This is a genomic window from Paenibacillus sp. J53TS2, from assembly GCF_018403305.1.
GTDB lineage: Bacteria > Bacillota > Bacilli > Paenibacillales > Paenibacillaceae > Fontibacillus > Fontibacillus rhizolycopersici.
On record NZ_BOSK01000003.1, the window covers coordinates 393,929 to 409,608 of the forward strand.

At 55.8% G+C, this 15,680-nt stretch carries 12 protein-coding genes; all 12 read right to left on the reverse strand.

The features are described from left to right. Positions 1–235 precede the first annotated feature (235 nt). Entirely contained in the window at positions 236–2,545 is a 2,310-nt protein-coding gene (locus KJS42_RS09640; RefSeq protein WP_213622703.1) for a glycoside hydrolase family 3 N-terminal domain-containing protein, read from the reverse strand. 52 nt (positions 2,546–2,597) lie between these two features. Next, a complete protein-coding gene (locus KJS42_RS09645; protein ID WP_213622704.1) occupies positions 2,598–4,253 on the reverse strand; it encodes a response regulator transcription factor in 1,656 nt (551 codons plus the stop codon). Next, on the reverse strand, positions 4,243–6,045 hold the full coding sequence (locus tag KJS42_RS09650; protein WP_213622705.1) for a cache domain-containing sensor histidine kinase: 1,803 nt from the start codon (positions 6,043–6,045) through the stop codon (positions 4,243–4,245). Before KJS42_RS09650 ends, KJS42_RS09645 begins: the two co-directional genes overlap by 11 nt. 28 nt (positions 6,046–6,073) lie before the next feature. Then, positions 6,074–6,904: a carbohydrate ABC transporter permease gene (locus tag KJS42_RS09655; protein WP_213622706.1), complete on the reverse strand. Its 831-nt coding sequence runs from the start codon at positions 6,902–6,904 to the stop codon at positions 6,074–6,076. A gap of 17 nt (positions 6,905–6,921) precedes the next feature. Next, on the reverse strand, positions 6,922–7,797 hold the full coding sequence (locus KJS42_RS09660) for a carbohydrate ABC transporter permease (protein ID WP_213622707.1): 876 nt from the start codon (positions 7,795–7,797) through the stop codon (positions 6,922–6,924). Positions 7,798–7,946: 149 nt separating this feature from the next. Then, a complete protein-coding gene (locus KJS42_RS09665; RefSeq protein ID WP_213622708.1) occupies positions 7,947–9,272 on the reverse strand; it encodes an extracellular solute-binding protein in 1,326 nt (441 codons plus the stop codon). A gap of 330 nt (positions 9,273–9,602) precedes the next feature. Beyond that, positions 9,603–10,622: a glycoside hydrolase family 130 protein gene (locus KJS42_RS09670; RefSeq protein WP_155605719.1), complete on the reverse strand. Its 1,020-nt coding sequence runs from the start codon at positions 10,620–10,622 to the stop codon at positions 9,603–9,605. Between the two features lie 362 nt (positions 10,623–10,984). Then, positions 10,985–11,698 (reverse strand): GntR family transcriptional regulator, encoded by a 714-nt coding sequence (locus KJS42_RS09675; RefSeq protein WP_213622709.1) that lies wholly within the window; start codon positions 11,696–11,698, stop codon positions 10,985–10,987. Positions 11,699–11,708: 10 nt separating this feature from the next. Next, positions 11,709–12,728, reverse strand: coding sequence for a sugar kinase (locus KJS42_RS09680; RefSeq protein WP_213622710.1), 1,020 nt, complete (start codon positions 12,726–12,728; stop codon positions 11,709–11,711). Next, the gene (dagF, locus tag KJS42_RS09685; protein ID WP_213622711.1) at positions 12,721–13,476 is read right to left on the reverse strand and encodes a 2-dehydro-3-deoxy-phosphogluconate aldolase; all 756 of its coding nucleotides are present in this window, start codon (positions 13,474–13,476) and stop codon (positions 12,721–12,723) included. The genes KJS42_RS09680 and dagF overlap by 8 nt, the downstream gene beginning before the upstream one ends. Before the next feature lies 1 nt (position 13,477). Continuing rightward, a complete protein-coding gene (locus tag KJS42_RS09690; RefSeq protein ID WP_213622712.1) occupies positions 13,478–14,581 on the reverse strand; it encodes a DgaE family pyridoxal phosphate-dependent ammonia lyase in 1,104 nt (367 codons plus the stop codon). Next, entirely contained in the window at positions 14,547–15,659 is a 1,113-nt protein-coding gene (locus KJS42_RS09695) for an amidohydrolase/deacetylase family metallohydrolase (RefSeq protein ID WP_213622713.1), read from the reverse strand. The genes KJS42_RS09690 and KJS42_RS09695 overlap by 35 nt, the downstream gene beginning before the upstream one ends. Positions 15,660–15,680 lie beyond the last annotated feature (21 nt).

Below are 15,680 nucleotides of genomic sequence, written 5' to 3' on the forward strand. Positions count from 1 at the left end.
ATTATCCCTTTTGTTCAGGGGGCGTAAGTTTGCTCACCCGAGTTGGCCTGTTTCATGTTGTAGTCTTAACTGTCTTAACTTCTGATCAAACGGGATAATGCTGCAAAGCGTCCGACAAAGGGGATTCTCTGGCGCCAAAGCCGCTTCCCCTTCCCCATAAAAACAAAACAGCGCAAGTACCAGGGCGACCGCCCTTGGAACCTTGCGCTGCAAATTACGAAATTGTCTCCTATAGTTACACTGTGACGGTCAGATCAGCGGAAAGAGTGTCGCGGCTGTCGCCCCCGACTTGAACGGAGACTATGCAAGGAACCGCCGCAAAACGCAACTCGCGGTTCCAGATCCCCAGCTCCTCCAGGCCCAACATGAACTCGACGAAACGGCTTTCTCCCGGGTTCAGCTCGATTTTGTGGAACCCCTTCAGCTCGGCAATCCGCCGGGTGATGCCCGATTCCCGGGCTCGAATGTACAGTTGGACCGTTTCCGCCCCGCTCCTGGCCCCCGTATTTTCTACCTCGACGCGAACCTTCACCCGCTCCCCGTTCTCCAGCTCCGCCGTCGAGACGACTTCCCGGGACAAGGATAAATGGGCATAAGCAAACTGCGTATAGCTCAACCCGTAGCCAAACGGGTACAACGGCGCGGAGGGCATATCGACGTAATTTCGGGTTCGTCCGGGATCCTTTTGGTTGTAATACACGGGAAGTTGGGCTGAGGATCGCGGCATCGTCACAGGCAGCTTGCCGCTCGGATTCGCGATGCCGAACAGGAGCTCCCCGATCGCCCGGCCGCCTTCCGTGCCGGGATACCACGCGCAGAGGACCGCACCGCATAAATCAACGACGTCGAGGAGCGCATGCGGGCGGCCTTGCACGATGACGGCGACGACCGGCGTGCCGGTGGCGGCAACGGCCTCGAGCAGTTCCCGCTGGACTCCGCCGAGCGAAAGGTCAGCCAGGTCGACGCCTTCGCCACAGTCCATCTCGGACGGGCTGCCCTCTTTGACGATCGCCGCGCCGTTGTCTTCGAAGTCGCCTCCGAACTCTCGGGCGCTGCTTCCGCCGAGCACGAGTACCGCGACGTCCGCGCCCTGGGCAGCTTCAACCGCCTCGGCGAAGCCCGCCTTGGACCGGTCGCGGATGCCGCATCCCAGGGCGTACACGACCTCGGTCTCTTCCGGGGCGCACGAACGGATGCCCTGCAGCACCGTCGTGCCCGTCCCTTCCCGCTGGACGCTCGTATAGTCGCCCAGCTGGTTGTACAAGCGGTCGGCGTTCGGGCCGATCACCGCGATCCTCCGCGTTCGGCCGACGATCGGCAGCAAGTCGCCTTCGTTCTTGAGCAGCACGGCCGATTCGCGGGCGACCTGCAGGTTCACGTCCCGGAATTCCGGGCTGCCGACAACGGAAATGGCCCGGAGCTCCGGCACGTAAGGCCGATCGAACAGCCCCAGCCGGAATTTCAGCCGCAGCACGCGCGCGGCCGCACGGTCGATCTCCGCCTCCTGCACCCATCCTAGGCGTACCGCCTCTTCCAGCGTGGAAAAAGCGGTATCCCATAAGCTAAGATCGACGCCTGACGCCAAGGCGAGGGCAGCCGCGGACTCATAGGTGCCGGTTAGCGCCAGCAGCCGGTCTACCGCGCAGCCGTCTGCCATCACCAGTCCTTCGAAGCCCCATTCCTCCCGTAGGATGCCGGTCAGCAAATCGCGGTTGGCATGGCACGGCACGCCATCAATTTCGTTATAGGCTGCCATGAAACCTGCAGCTCCGGCAAGAGCTCCCGCCCGGGCAGCCGGGAGATGGATCTCCCGCAGCTCCCGCGGCCCGATGGCCGCCGGACCGGCATTACGCCCGCCTTGAGCCGCCCCCTGCGCGCATAAATGCTTCAGGACGACCGCGACGCGATCCGGCGCATCCAGCTTCTGCGGCTCGTCACCCTGCATTCCGCGCACCGCCGCTTCCGTGAAGCGGGCGGCCAAATAAGGATCCTCGCCGTAACATTCCTCGGAACGCCCCCAGCGCGGTTCCTGCAAAATATCGAGCGCCGAGACCAGCCCCACGTGCGCGCCGCGGCTGCGGATTTCCGCCGCCACATGGGCGTACGCCCGCTCCATCAGCTCGGGATTCCAGGTTGCCCCGGCGCCGAGATTGACCGGCAGCAGCGTCCCGTCCAGCGCCTGGTGGCCGTGCGGGCATTCCTCCGTCAACAGGACGGGAATGCCCAGCCGAGTATGCTCCAGCACGTACTGCTGCACCATGTTCGCCACCCTCGCGCTATCCGCCGCGGCTATGCCGTTATCGTAATTCACGCCCGACCAAGGGTCGCTGCGAAACAAGCCGTACAGCGCGCCCATTCCGCCGCCTTTGGCTACTTCGTCCCTGAACGCATCGGTCAGCTCGAACGTTTCTCCCTTCCGCACATAAGCGTCCCAGCCGTACATCCGCTGATTGAGTTGGCCCACCTTTTCCCGGAGCGTCATCCGGGACAGCAAATCCGCTACCCGCTCTTCTAACGGAGCGGACGGCAGCTTGTAAGTTTCCATCCGTCTTCCTCCCGCTTATCGGCCGGAGGCCCAAACGCCGTCCGACCGTCTCCTAGTCATTGGCCGGTTCCATACCGGCCGCCGTATTCCCGCCGCCCACGGACGCCTCCTTGCAGACGCGCAGACCGCGGTACTCCTTCGGCGTCATGCCCGTGTACGTTTTGAACACGGACACGAAATACTTGTATTCCTTATAACCGACCTTGTCCGCAATCTCGAATACCTTATCTTGCGTCGTGGCCAGCAGGTTTTTGGCCTGATCGATCCGCATCTCATTCATATACTCCGTAAACCCTTTTCCCGTGCTCTGCTTAAAAATATAACTGAAATAGCTCGGAGTGATTTTCAGCCAAGCGGCGACCTCGGAAGCCTTGAGGTCCGTGCGGTAACGGTCGACGATGAACTTTTTCGCTTTTTCGACGATCCAGTAAGACTTGTCGATTCCGTTCTGGTCAATTAACCGCTGCAGTTCCTCCATATCCTCCAAGACCACCGTTTCAAGTCCGGCATAGGAGTTATATATATTCGGGTCCGGCTGTCCCCGGCGGGCGTAATCCAACCCGGTCATGCCGCTTTTGCGCAAGCGCTGGCGGAGCAGTGCAAACAATTCCTCGTACAGGTTCCAGAATTCCGGCAGCAAATAACCCGATTCCCGGCAAAACCGAACCATGCCCTCCACCGCCCGGCGAACTTCCTCCCGGTCCTGCTTGAAGAACGCGGATACGAGTCCTTGCACCGTCTCCGTGATATCGAACGCCGGCAGCGTCCGGCCGAACATCGCCGCATCGCCGTAGTCGGCCGTCAGGACCCGGCGCCCGTCCAGCACATGAAGCGCCAGCAGACGCACGGCTTCGGCGCAGCGATCCGCGGTTTCTTCCAGATCCTCGTATACGGAGGAAGCACCGCCATAAATACGTCCCCCCGCTCCAGGGTCAAGCGAACCCATAGCCGAGGACAGCCTTTCGTCCCAAGCCTCCAGTTCGGCCCTTTGCTCCGAAGCCAAGAAGGTGATAAGTAAGTTTTCATGGTCGAAAACGGACAGCGCTCGAAACGGGCCAGCCTCCAGATTGCGATGCAACCCGAGCAACCAAGCTTCTTGGATTTCTTCGAACCGCTCCGCTTCCATATCGGCAAATCGTTCGTGGAAATCGGCCAATTGGGTCGCTACGATGCGAAATTGGACGCCGTCCAGCGAAGGCGGCGGCTCTTTGCCGTACGCCGAGCCGTGCCGGGCCATGCCCGAAAGCCATAGCTCGATTTCCCGGTCTTTCTCTTCCTTATCGCCGGTCCGAATGCCGGCAACGATTTTTTTCACGACCGAGCTCAATTCCTCGATATCGACCGGCTTCAGCAGATAGTCTTCCACGCCAAGCCGAATGGCCTGGCGTGCATATTCGAAATCCTCATAGCCGCTGATCATGACCACCTGCACCGCAGGATGCCGTTGCCGCAAATGCTTGGCCAGCTCCAGCCCGTCCATGCCGTCCATGCGGATGTCCGAAAGCACCAGTTGGACGCCATGCTCCTCGACCAGCCGCAGCGCCTCTTTCCCGTCATACGCCTCGCCTACGACTTCCACGCCCAGCTTCGTCCAGTCGATCGTATAACGCAGCCCCTCGCAGATGACCGCTTCGTCGTCCACGATCAGCATCTTCACCCGTTTACCAACGCCGGCAGGATCTGTATTCGTTCCATAATCAAGATTCATGGGGTTCACCTCCGGGATAGCAAGCCTCGGCAAAAGGGAAACGAAGCCGTACCCACGTGCCTTCGGCCGAAGTCTCTACGATCTCCAAACCGTAGTTCTGTCCGAAAAAGATCGATAGTCTTTCGTGAATGTTATGCATGGCTCCCTCCCTGGTTCCGCTGGTTCCCGTTCGCTCCAGGGCGTTCCGGATGGCTTCCGCCTTGCCGGGATCCATTCCTTTGCCGTTGTCGATGACGTCCACTCGAATTTCGCCTTCGCGGGCGTAACAGCGCACGCTCACTTCCCCGAACGGTTTGCCGCGGTCCAGGCCATGCTTGATGAAGTTCTCCACCAACGGCTGGATCGTAGCTTTCAACGTTACGGCCTCCTCGATGCCCGCCTCGGCGTGGAGGGAATACTTCAACTTTTTCTCCCCGAGCCGGCGCTGCTGCAGGTACAAGTAGGATTGGGCGAATTCCAGTTCCTTGCGCAGCGTGGTCTGATAACTTCCGTTATTCATGCTGGACCGGAAGAACTTCGACAGCATTTCGATCAGTTGGCTCGATTTCGTCGCCTGCTCCAATCGTGCCGTCCAACGGATCATATCGAGCGTATTGTACAGAAAATGCGGATCCATCTGGTTTTGCATGAGCTTTAGCTCGGATTCCCGTTCCCTTAGCTCCAGCTTATATTTATGCTCAATGAGCTGCTGGATCGTCGCGACCATCTCATTGAATTTGCGGTTCAATTCGGAAATTTCGTCGTTGGAATTGACCGGAACCCGAGCGTTGAAATCGCCGTAGGTGACTTTGCTGGTTTCTTTTTTGAGTCGCAAAATCGGTCGGATGATCGTATAGTGGAACCCGATCAATGCGGTTAACCCCAGCAGCATAATCGCCGTCAGGATGACCAGCATCGTCATCTTGATCCCTCGGAACTCCTCGGATACCTTCGCTTCGGGAATCATGGCGACCACTTTCCAGTCGGTGTTTTCCATCCCCTTATATAGGGTCAAATAACGCTGGCCGTTCACCTCGTACGTTAAGTCTCCCCGTCCGGACGAGAGCTTGTCCAGAAGCGGCGCTCCCGGTTGGAGCACGTCCGGCAACGGATTCTTCGATCCCAGGATCACCTGGCCTTCCGAGCCGACGATAAACACGCTCCCGGCCCCGTCTTTAAAAATCCCTTTCTCCAGTAAACCGACGATACTCGCTTCGTCCAAACGAATGATCAGCCTTCCGAGCGGTTTGGTAATCTGGCTGTAGGAGTTGAGGACGCGGAACATCGACAGGACGCGAACTTCGCCGTTCCAATCGCTATGGAGCGCATATCCTTCAGTCCAGGTAATCCCGCCTTTGCGCACCTTGGCGGCCTGTTCCCATTTCGTCTCGTCGCCGCTGAACGGCTCGCCCATTTCGATAAAGCTGCCATTGAATCCATTAACTTCGATGGATCGAATGTACCCCTTTGACATCAGTTGGAATGTTAAAAAATCCTCGATATTTCGCTTATAGGAAGCTTGCTGTTCGCTGCTGAGCGGAGGCGACGTGCGCAGAAAGTTCCGCATATCCGGACTCAATATCAAGTAATTGGCGATATCCTCGACCATCTTGGTCTGCTCGTTGAGTTGGCCGGCGACGTTATCGAGATTTCGCTTGGTCGAATTGATGAACTGCTCCCGCAGGACCTCGTTAAATTGGATTTGCACGACCACGCCGACGCCAAACGTCGGGAGGATGACGAAGATCAAGAAGATGACAAGCGCCTTCCGCTTTAAACCAAAGCTGCCGAGCAACCTTCTATAGCCTGTCATCGCCTTCACCTCCGCCATTCGTGATGTCTTAGCCCTTAACCGCTCCTGCTGTCATTCCGGTAACCAATTGTTTCTGCAACAGGAGATAAAAGATAATGATCGGAATGAGCGCCATCGTTAGCGCCGCCATTTGCAGGGTGAGGCTCGCCGTCTCGATGCCGACGAAGTTGGCCAAGCCAAGCGGCAGCGTTTTGAGTGCGGAAGAGCTGATCAACACCAAGGCGAACAAGTACTCATTCCAGTTGTATATGAAGTTGAGGATGACGACGGTGGCCATCGCGGGTCTCGTGATCGGGAGAATGATTGACCAGAAGATCCGGAAAATGCCCGCGCCGTCCATCACACCCGATTCCTCCAAATCCTTGGGGAATCCCCGCATGAAGCCCTCCAGAATAATAATCGTTAAGGATAGGTGGAACGCCGTATACGGCAAGATTAACGATAAATGCGTATCCAGCAGATGCAATTTTTGCATGATCAGAAAGATCGGAATCAAAGTCGCATGAATCGGCACCAGCATGCCGAGCAGAAATACGCCGTAGGTGAATCCGCGAAGCTTGAATTGAAACCGCGATAGGAAATAGGACGCCAAGGCCCCGAAAAATACGGTCACGATCAAGGAAGTAAACGTGACGAAAAGGCTGTTCAGAAAGTATACATTCATATTCGCGACCTTCCACGCCTCGGCGTAGTTGGAAAAATGCAATGCCTCCGGGAACGAAAACGGACTGGCCGCGTATTCCTGTTCGTTTTTGAAAGAGTTGACGACCATCCAGAACAGCGGGACTATATTCATCATAGCGAATAGGCTTAGAAAAGTGTATGCAAATATTCGGAAGCCGACAGACTTCTTATTCATGGGTATATCCTCCTTCCTTAAGCTTCTTTTTCTCGGCCCAGTCGATTCACCAGGGAGATGACGATCAAGCTAAACAGCAGAATCAGGATCGACACGGCACTGCCGTATCCGTAACGCATGTTCATGAAGGCGCTGTTGTACATGTGAATCGTCATGACCTCGGTTTGATGCGCCGGACCGCCGCCCGTCAGGATCTGAATCAGGTCGAAGACGCGGAAGGAGTTACTGATACTGTAGACGACCCCAACCATAAGCGTGCTGCGAATCATCGGAATCGTAATGCGAAAGGTGCGTTTGAGCCCGGTGGCTCCATCCAGTTCGGCTGCTTCGTTCACCTCGTCGGGGATGTTCTGCAGCGCGGCCAGGAAAATCACCATGTACAGTCCGCAGTTCTGCCAGATGTACGCAATGCTGATCGACAGCATCGACCACCGGTCGTCGCCGAGCCAATTTTGCTTCCAGCCGTCTAGGCCAATGATACTCAGCAGATTGTTCAGCATCCCGTACTCCGTGTTATAAACCATGCCCCAGATCAGGGACACCATGACGGATGATATCACGACCGGCATGAAGCCAACCGTCCGGAAAAATCCGGAGCCTTTGAGTCCGCGGTTGAGCAGAAGCGCAAGCAATAGACCAAGCGGAATTTGGCCGATCAAGCCGGTCACCATGATGATGATGTTATTTTTGACGGATAGCCAGAAGGTGTCATCGCCCAGGATCTTCACGAAATTATCAAGGCCGACGAACTTCATCGAACCGATGCCGTTCCAATCCATCACCGAATAGTACAGAGACATTCCGATCGGAACGATGGCAATGCCCAGATAGATGATTAACGCCGGAAACAACCCGATAAAGATCGCCAGTTTCGTGCCTCGTAACGTTTGCACCAGAGGTTCCCTCCTTTTCCTTTATGTCGAATCTAGGTTCAAGCCCGATGAATGAAGAAAACCCGGGATTCGGGTTTTCTTTCACGCATCGATTTTGAAAGACGTAAGCGCAAGTTTGATCGCGAATATAGAATGCCTACTCTTCTTCGTTAATTGCTGCTATAGTTCTCCATGGCTTCCTGAACTTCCTTAGCCAGCTCTTCTGGAGTGCCGCGGCCCACGGTCAAGGCTTGCAATCCGTTTTGCAGGACGTCCACCACTTGCGTAGGAATAACGCTATCGAATACCGGGGCTGTACCGCCACCTGTCAGCGATAGCATTTCTTTCAGATATGGGCTGGCGTCTTCGGGAATTTCTACCTTAGCGGGCACGACCACCCCGTTGCGGATCAACTCTTTATACAGATCTTCGCTCACGAAAAACTTCAAGAACTCCTCGGCAGCCGCTTTTTTCTTCTCGTCGAGCCCGTTCTTGATAGCGATGCCGTATTGCACGATCCCGGCGCTCTTCTTCGGATCGCCTTTGCCGCCTTCTACGCTTGGGAACAGAGCGATGCCGAATTTATCTCCCTCTTCGTTGTTAATCCGTACTCGTCCATCGACGGTTGCGGAGGAAATATGCATGGCTGCCTTCCCTTGAATGAAGTAGTCCTGGCCTTGAACGGAGTCCATGTTGTTGGCGTCCGTATTGAAGGCACCCAACTTCGTCAGCTCATCGATGACCGAAAGCGCCTTGACGAACTCAGGGTCGGTGAACTTCGCTTTGCCTTCAAGCACGGCCGGAAGGAAATCGCTTCCGGTGAACCGGTCGCCGATGATGGAAATATAAGACGATTGCAGCGGCCATTGCTCTTTATTGCCGAGCGAAATCGGGGTAATCCCCGCCGCTTTCAGCTTCTTCACTGCATCGATGAATTTATCGTAGGTGTCGGGGAATTGATCGTAACCCACTTGAGCGAACATCTCTTTGTTGTAATAAATGATGTCTACGAAGTTTTGCTTGGTCGGTACCGCATATTGCTGTCCGTCCACGTTAAATCCGGCTAACGCGGCTTCCGGCAGAATGGAGCCCCAGTTGTCCATCAGATCGTTGATCGGCTGAAGCAAATTACCGGCTACAAGCGGCGACAAATCCGCCCCTGGCCATACGACGTTGATATCGGACAGGTTGTTGGCGGCCGCTAACGTGCGTAGCTTGGTTTTGTATTGGGCGGATGGTACGCCGTCTTGCTTAATTACGATGTTCGGGTGCTGCTTTTCGAACTCGGCGATCCGCGCTTTGTAGACTTCGTTGTCCACGTTCGGGGAAGTCCAAGGATGCATCATGTTTAAGGTAATCGTCTCCGCTTCGCCTGCGCCGCCGGAGTTGTTGTTGCCGCCCGCCGCGTTTTCGTTACCGCAAGCCGCCGTGAACAATGCCAGCACCGCAACCAAACCGAGCAGTACCGCTTTTTTGCCTCTGTGTTTTTTGCCCATAGTCAACCCTCTTCTCTTGTTTTTTGGATCTAGTCCTTAAACATAACAGGAAATGATCACTTTTGTTTCCTTACCCGTTATATTACCTATTATAAAAGCTGTACCGATTCGACTATATCCTATAAATCTTCGATTATATCCGAAATATCAAGCTGGTTTTGATGTTTTTTGTGCCGCTTTCAGAAAACAATGTTATATAACATAACATTTATAAATTCACTTTCACTAACCGGTGCTTTTACCCTTTTCAACCTCTTTCAGTAAGCGGTTGCAAAAATGGCTCTTGGAATAACCGCTTGATGCGGTCATTCCAATGGAGGCATTAGCAGTTTAGGCCTGTGGATCATTCAGGATATAATCGACGAGTTCCTCGACCGGCACAGTCGCCAGCGCGATCGCCGTATCGGTCACCCCGTAGTAAATGTAAAGCAGTCCGTCTTTAACGACGTTCCCTGTCGGGAAAACCACGTTTGGAATCTGATACCCGAATTTTTCGTAATACGTTTCCGGTTCCATGATGAAGTTTTGGGTGCGGGCGATGACCTTCTCCGGGTTCTCCAGATCCAGCAGCATGGCGCCGACACGGTAGACCACCTCATCGTCCACACCGTGATACAACACGAGCCATCCGCGATCCGTCCGTACCGGTGGTGTCGAACCGCCGATTTTGCGCGACTCCCACGCCATGTTTTCCGCTTTCGCCAGCAGCTTCGGCTCCTCCCAGTGGATCAGATCTTCCGAATAGGTGATCCACATCGCCGCTTTTTCCGTCCCGTACGCTTCGCCCACATATTCCTCCGGCCGGCGTAACAACACGAACTTGCCGTTAATTTTCTCCGGAAACAGGATGTTATCCCGATCGTTGATCTCCAGCGGGGTCGTGTCGGCCACGAACTCCCAATCGATCAGGTTCTTAGAGGCGAGGATCGACGAACGCGTCAGCCAATGGCCTTCCTGTTCGCCCCAACCGTCTGGGTACTCGGGGATCGAACGCTCCGGGACCCCTCGGCCTGTCGGGTAATAGCTCATCGCACACGGACGAAGCGCATAATTCAGGTAAAACGTATCGTCGATTTTCACGATCCGTGGATCTTGCACGCTGCCATACGGGAAACCGAGCATGTCCGGCGTAACGATCGGCTCGTCCTTCACATGGGTGAAATGCACGCCGTCTTCGCTTTCCAGAAGGCCCAGGTAGTTTTTGCACGGCGTCAGCGATCCTGCCGTCCGTTCAATCATATAGAACTTACCGTTATCCATGATCACCGCCGGATTGAATACGGTTACTTTTCTCCATTCGAAACCTCCCGGTACCACGATCGGATTTTCCGGATGCCTCGTTATCTTCATCTGTGCTCCTCCTCATGAAACCCTTTGTAAGTGCTTTAATGCTATTATAGCTTTGGCTATCCGGCGGAAATATCCCATAAACTTTCGAAAACATCTGAATAATTCGGATCGTTTGGTGCGATTATACTCGGTATTTCGCATATATTTAGTCGCTAACGCCAAAAAGTTCGGATTCTATTCGAAATATCATCTATAATCGCGACTTTTCACTCACCGGGACTTCAATCTGTATGAAATTTCATATATATTCCGCGAAAATCACCGGGCACGGCGAATTGTACTCGGTTTTTCGCATAAAAAACCCAGATCATTGCGCAATCAGGGCAACGATCTGGGGTCTAGAGTTCATTCGACCAGCCGCGTTACGCGTCATAATCGACGATGTAAGCTTGCTGCTCCGTATTGTAGTAGCCGACGCTGTATTCGGCCATGCTTCCCTGGACATCCCGCGAATAGCGCGACCGCTTCAGCACGGGCACCCCGTCAGTCACCCGCAGGAACCGCTTCGCCTCGCCCGGCGGAAGGGTCACTGCAAATTCGTCCCGGAGCTTGTCCAGCGACACGCCCCACTCCTCCAACACTTCGTAAAGCGAATGATCGCGGAAATCGTCGAGATCCGGTTCTTTCCGGGGAGTCTTCACGTAATGCTCGTAAAAAATATAAGGCTGGCCGTCGAGATAATACGCGCGTTCCAGCTTCAAGCAACGCTCCCCGAACATCCCGTGGAGCTCGGAGCCCGCGTCGTTCCGCACCGTTTCAGCACGGAGCCACTCCTTGCGGATTTGATGGTTCTCCTCCACCAGAATCTCCGTGAAGTGCTTCCACTTGGACCACTTGGAGGCCGCCTTATTGCGGATCACTTTGGTGCCTTTGCCGCTGCCCTTCTCCAGGTAACCTTCCTGGACGAGCTCCTGAATCGCGCCGCGGACGGTAATTTTACTGACGGCGAATTCCTGCTCCAGCTGAGGCTCGGAAGGGATATTCGATCCGAGCGGGTAAACGCCATATAAGATGCGATCCTTCAGGATATTTTTGATTTGCAAATATAACGGTCGATCTTTACGGGACAAATTCATGGCCCTCTTCCTACCTTTCCACATCACCGGCGGCAGATTGCTCCATCGCCCGGAGGATCTCCGCCTCCGTCGCCATCGGGGTATCGCCCGGCACGGTATGCGCCAGCATGCCCGCCGCCGCCGCGAACCGGACGGTTCGCTCCGGGGCGAAGCCCTCTAGCTCGCCGTGGATAATCCCGCTCGCAAAAGCGTCCCCCGCCCCTATTCTATCATAGACGGAAAAGGTCAGCCGATCAGAGTAAACGAGCCGCTCCCCCTTGTAGAGAAATCCGCGCAGCGAATGGGAATTATCGCCGTGGATCTGGCGATGCGTTCCGGCAATCGCGGAAATGCCGTAGCTTTCCGCCACGACCGGAATCAGCTCTGCCAGTTGATCCTCCCGTTCCTGCCGGGCCGTGATCATCCCCAGGGTAAGCATCGCGTCCTGTTCGTTCATCATCACGACGTCTGCTAGCCGCAGCATCGTTTCGTAATGCGGTTTAGCTTTGGCATACCCGCCTTCCCCCCAAAGGGACGGGCGGTAATTGCAGTCGAAAATCACCTTGCCCCCCTGCCGCTTGACCGCTTCGGCGAACGATTTCATGTGCGCCCGCACGCCGTCGTTCATCGCCAGCGTAATCCCGCAGAAATGGACCGCATCGATCCCGGCAGCGATTTCCGCGAAATCGTAGGTTCCTTCAGGCGCGGTGTTAAAGCTGCTGTCCAACCGGTTCGAGTATGTCACGCGACTAGGCCGCACGCCAAAGCCGTTCTCCAAGAAGTACATGCCAACGTACTTGCCTCCTCGCAGGACGCGCGAGGTATCGATACCCAGTTTGCGCAGGTAGGCGGAAGCGGCGCCTCCAAGCGGATTGTCCGGCAACCGCGTAACCAGCGAACCGGCATGCCCGTAACGGGACAAGGCCGACGCGACGTTGACGCCGGTGCCCGAAAAGGAATATTTCAACGTATCGCCCTGCGCCAACGTTTCGTAACCCGGCACCTGCAGGCGCATCATGACTTCGCCGAAGGCTGCTATGCGTTTAGGCATAAGCATCCGCCAGCTTTTTCATGACTTTCGTCAGCAGCAGCACATCTTCGGTACGGGTGTTGCCGGTCGCTTTGTCGATGATGGACGTATACACATGCGGAATTACCTGCGGAACGCCGGCTTCCAAGGCAATGCGCAGGATCGCTTCGAAATTGTCCAGGTCAATGCTGCCTGTCGGTTCCAGCGCAAAATCCGCCTTGGCACAGGCGGCCGCCACGGCGCGAAGCTCCTCTTCACGGCTGAGCCCCTGCATCGGGAAGTATTTAAGCGCATTGCCGCCCATATCGCGCACCAGCGCGATCGCCGCTTCGACCGGAACGATCGCCTGGTTCTCCTGGGCGGCGCTGACTGGGCCAGTGGAAATGTTCACGTAACCCGCTTGCCCCGTCGGTGAAACCAAGCTATTAATCCAGCTGTCTTGCGTGCCGAGGTTTGCCCGGGTCGCCCCAACGGCCGGGAACACTTGGTTGATGTGGCTGCCGGGATAATACTTGGCGATTTCCGCAACGACCGCCGCCTGGCGGTTATCGCCGGCGCCCAGGCCAATCGAAACTGCATCGTCGATCTCCCGGCCGTACGCTTTCATCGCCGTGACGGCTTCCTGGGCAGTGGGGTAGTCTTTAGATAATACCCCGACGAGAACGTATCCTTCCGCGGCTTCGAACACTTCTTTGGCGTTCGGAATGTCTTTGGCCAATACATTGAGAGCTACCCGTTTTTTATAAAATCGTTTTGCAATCTGCGACATCTTAACGTCCTCCTGCCAATTCGCGTATTTTTTCGGCAATCACCTGGATATCGTCCCCCATCAGCGGGCGCGGATCGATATCGAAAAACCCTTGTCTGACGCCGTAATCCCGGGTATAAATCGCAATATCTCCGGTTTGCAGCGCATGAACCATTTCCTTCGCGTTAATGCCAGCCTGCTGCGGATCAACCTGCACCCGTGCCCGGTAAATCGCCCGTCCGGCTTCGTCCTGCACGATCGAAACCCGGATTCCCGGGAGATCGCTAAGCGGCATCAGCGTCTGCAAAGTCGCTTTTTCCCGCTCGCTGTGGTCAGGCTTGACGGCGTACTCATCCAGGGCCTGCAGCAGGCCGAAGGACGTTTCCTTGCCGACCTTCATGCTCCGTCCAATGCCGTGCAACTGCACCTTCACCCATTCGATATAGGTACGTTTCCCGGCGACGATTCCAGAGGTCGGGCCTTCGATCGCCTTGGATCCGCTATAAATCGCCAAATCGGAGAACTTCACGTACTTTTGCAGATCCTCTTCCGCGGCCGCGTCCACGATCATCGGCACGTGGTTCCGTTTCGCCACCTCCCACGCTTCTTCGACGGAAATCATGTTCTTCTGCACCGCATGATGCGATTTCACGTAGAGGATCGCCGCCGTTTTCTCACCGATCGCGTCTTCGAAATGTTCCGCCCGTCCTTCGTTGGCATAGCCCACTTCCACCAATTTGCCGCCGCCGAGGTAAACCATCGTTTCCACCGGAGCGCCGTATTGCACGTTGTGGCCCTTCAGGATAAGGATTTCGTTACGGGCAATCTCGTCCTGATGCAAACGCAAGCTCTTGCGCCGGTCGCCTTGTGTCACGATCGCCGCTACCGACAAGGCGATGCCGCTTGATGCCGAGTTCACGATCACTGCCGCCTCCGAACCGACGTGCTTGGCGACATAGTCCCCCGCCTTATCGACCAGATCGGCGATTTCGACGTAGCTCTGGCCGCCTCGCTTCATCGCCTCCATCACGGTATCGCTCGGTGCAGATACGCCGAGGATGCTCATCCGCCCGCTGGCGTTGATGACGCGTTTAAGCCCGTACTTCGCATTCAATGAACTTTCCATGGATGATCGCTCCTTTTGCTTCAATATGGCGATTCGAAACGCGCCGTTCTCCTTCCGAATCAATCAAATCCGTCGGTTCCTCCTTGACGGCAAACAAGGTCAAATTAGCCGGATCCCCGACCCGAATGCGGCCGAGCTCTTCCCTGCCCAGCCACTGCGCGGCACGAGTGGTCACCGCCGCGATGACCTCTTCAAGCGGATAGCCGAGATAGAGGAATTTGCTTAGCACGTTCGCCATGCTATACACCGGACCGTTCAGCCGGTTACCCCGATAAATGTCGGTGCTGATCGTATCCGGGTTGATACCGTGCCGCTTGGCCGCCTCGGCCACCCGGAAGGAGAAGCTCGCTGTGCCGTGGCCCACGTCGAGATGCACGCCCCGGCTGATGGCTTCAGTCAACACCGGAAGCGGTTCGCCTGATGCGTCGAACAGATTGTTCGCTTTGCCGTTGAGATAATGGGTAATGATATCTTTTCGCTGCAGCAGCGGAACCACCTCCCGGATATCGGGCGGAGCCGAACCGATGTGCACCATGAGCGGCATTCCCGTCTCAAGTGACAACTCCCGCGCGATACGCAGCGGCTCTACGCCGTTCTCCCGAACCACGCTTTGACTGATCCTCGCTTTCAGGCCGACGATCGAGTCGCTGTAATCCGCTAGCGCTGCTTTGATCCGATCGCGGTCGATCCAGGCCAATTGGGACAGTTCGTCGATGCGTTTCAACCCGATCCGCGAGATGTTCAAGAACGCCAACAGGTTGGTGGCGGATCGTTTCCCGCTCGCCACTAGATCGCCGATTCGGTCTGCACCGCAGCTGCCGGCGTCCACGATCGTCGTAACGCCTTGCTTCGCGCCGATCTCATCGATTTCATCGCCGTACGGATCGAATTCCGGAAAAGCGTGAACATGCATATCGATCCAGCCGCTGGATACGTAAAGGGACGATCCGTCCCATTCCCGATCGCAGAGAGCTAGGCCGGCTCCGGTGATCTCGGCGATTTTTCCGTCCTCGATCACGATGTCGATCTCTTCCCCGTTCACTTTCTTCAGATGGCGGAGAACAATTCTTTCCTTCATTGGGTTCGCCTCTTTTTAATA

Excerpts from the sequence above, each read along its gene's own strand:
- KJS42_RS09640 (WP_213622703.1), bottom strand. The coding sequence starts at position 2,545 with ATGGAAACTTACAAGCTGCCGTCCGCTCCGTTAGAAGAGCGGGTAGCG.
- KJS42_RS09645 (WP_213622704.1), bottom strand. The coding sequence starts at position 4,253 with ATGAATCTTGATTATGGAACGAATACAGATCCTGCCGGCGTTGGTAAA.
- KJS42_RS09650 (WP_213622705.1), bottom strand. The coding sequence starts at position 6,045 with ATGACAGGCTATAGAAGGTTGCTCGGCAGCTTTGGTTTAAAGCGGAAG.
- KJS42_RS09655 (WP_213622706.1), bottom strand. The coding sequence starts at position 6,904 with ATGAATAAGAAGTCTGTCGGCTTCCGAATATTTGCATACACTTTTCTA.
- KJS42_RS09665 (WP_213622708.1), bottom strand. The coding sequence starts at position 9,272 with ATGGGCAAAAAACACAGAGGCAAAAAAGCGGTACTGCTCGGTTTGGTT.
- KJS42_RS09670 (WP_155605719.1), bottom strand. The coding sequence starts at position 10,622 with ATGAAGATAACGAGGCATCCGGAAAATCCGATCGTGGTACCGGGAGGT.
- KJS42_RS09675 (WP_213622709.1), bottom strand. The coding sequence starts at position 11,698 with ATGAATTTGTCCCGTAAAGATCGACCGTTATATTTGCAAATCAAAAAT.
- KJS42_RS09680 (WP_213622710.1), bottom strand. The coding sequence starts at position 12,728 with ATGCCTAAACGCATAGCAGCCTTCGGCGAAGTCATGATGCGCCTGCAG.
- dagF (WP_213622711.1), bottom strand. The coding sequence starts at position 13,476 with ATGTCGCAGATTGCAAAACGATTTTATAAAAAACGGGTAGCTCTCAAT.
- KJS42_RS09690 (WP_213622712.1), bottom strand. The coding sequence starts at position 14,581 with ATGGAAAGTTCATTGAATGCGAAGTACGGGCTTAAACGCGTCATCAAC.
- KJS42_RS09695 (WP_213622713.1), bottom strand. The coding sequence starts at position 15,659 with ATGAAGGAAAGAATTGTTCTCCGCCATCTGAAGAAAGTGAACGGGGAA.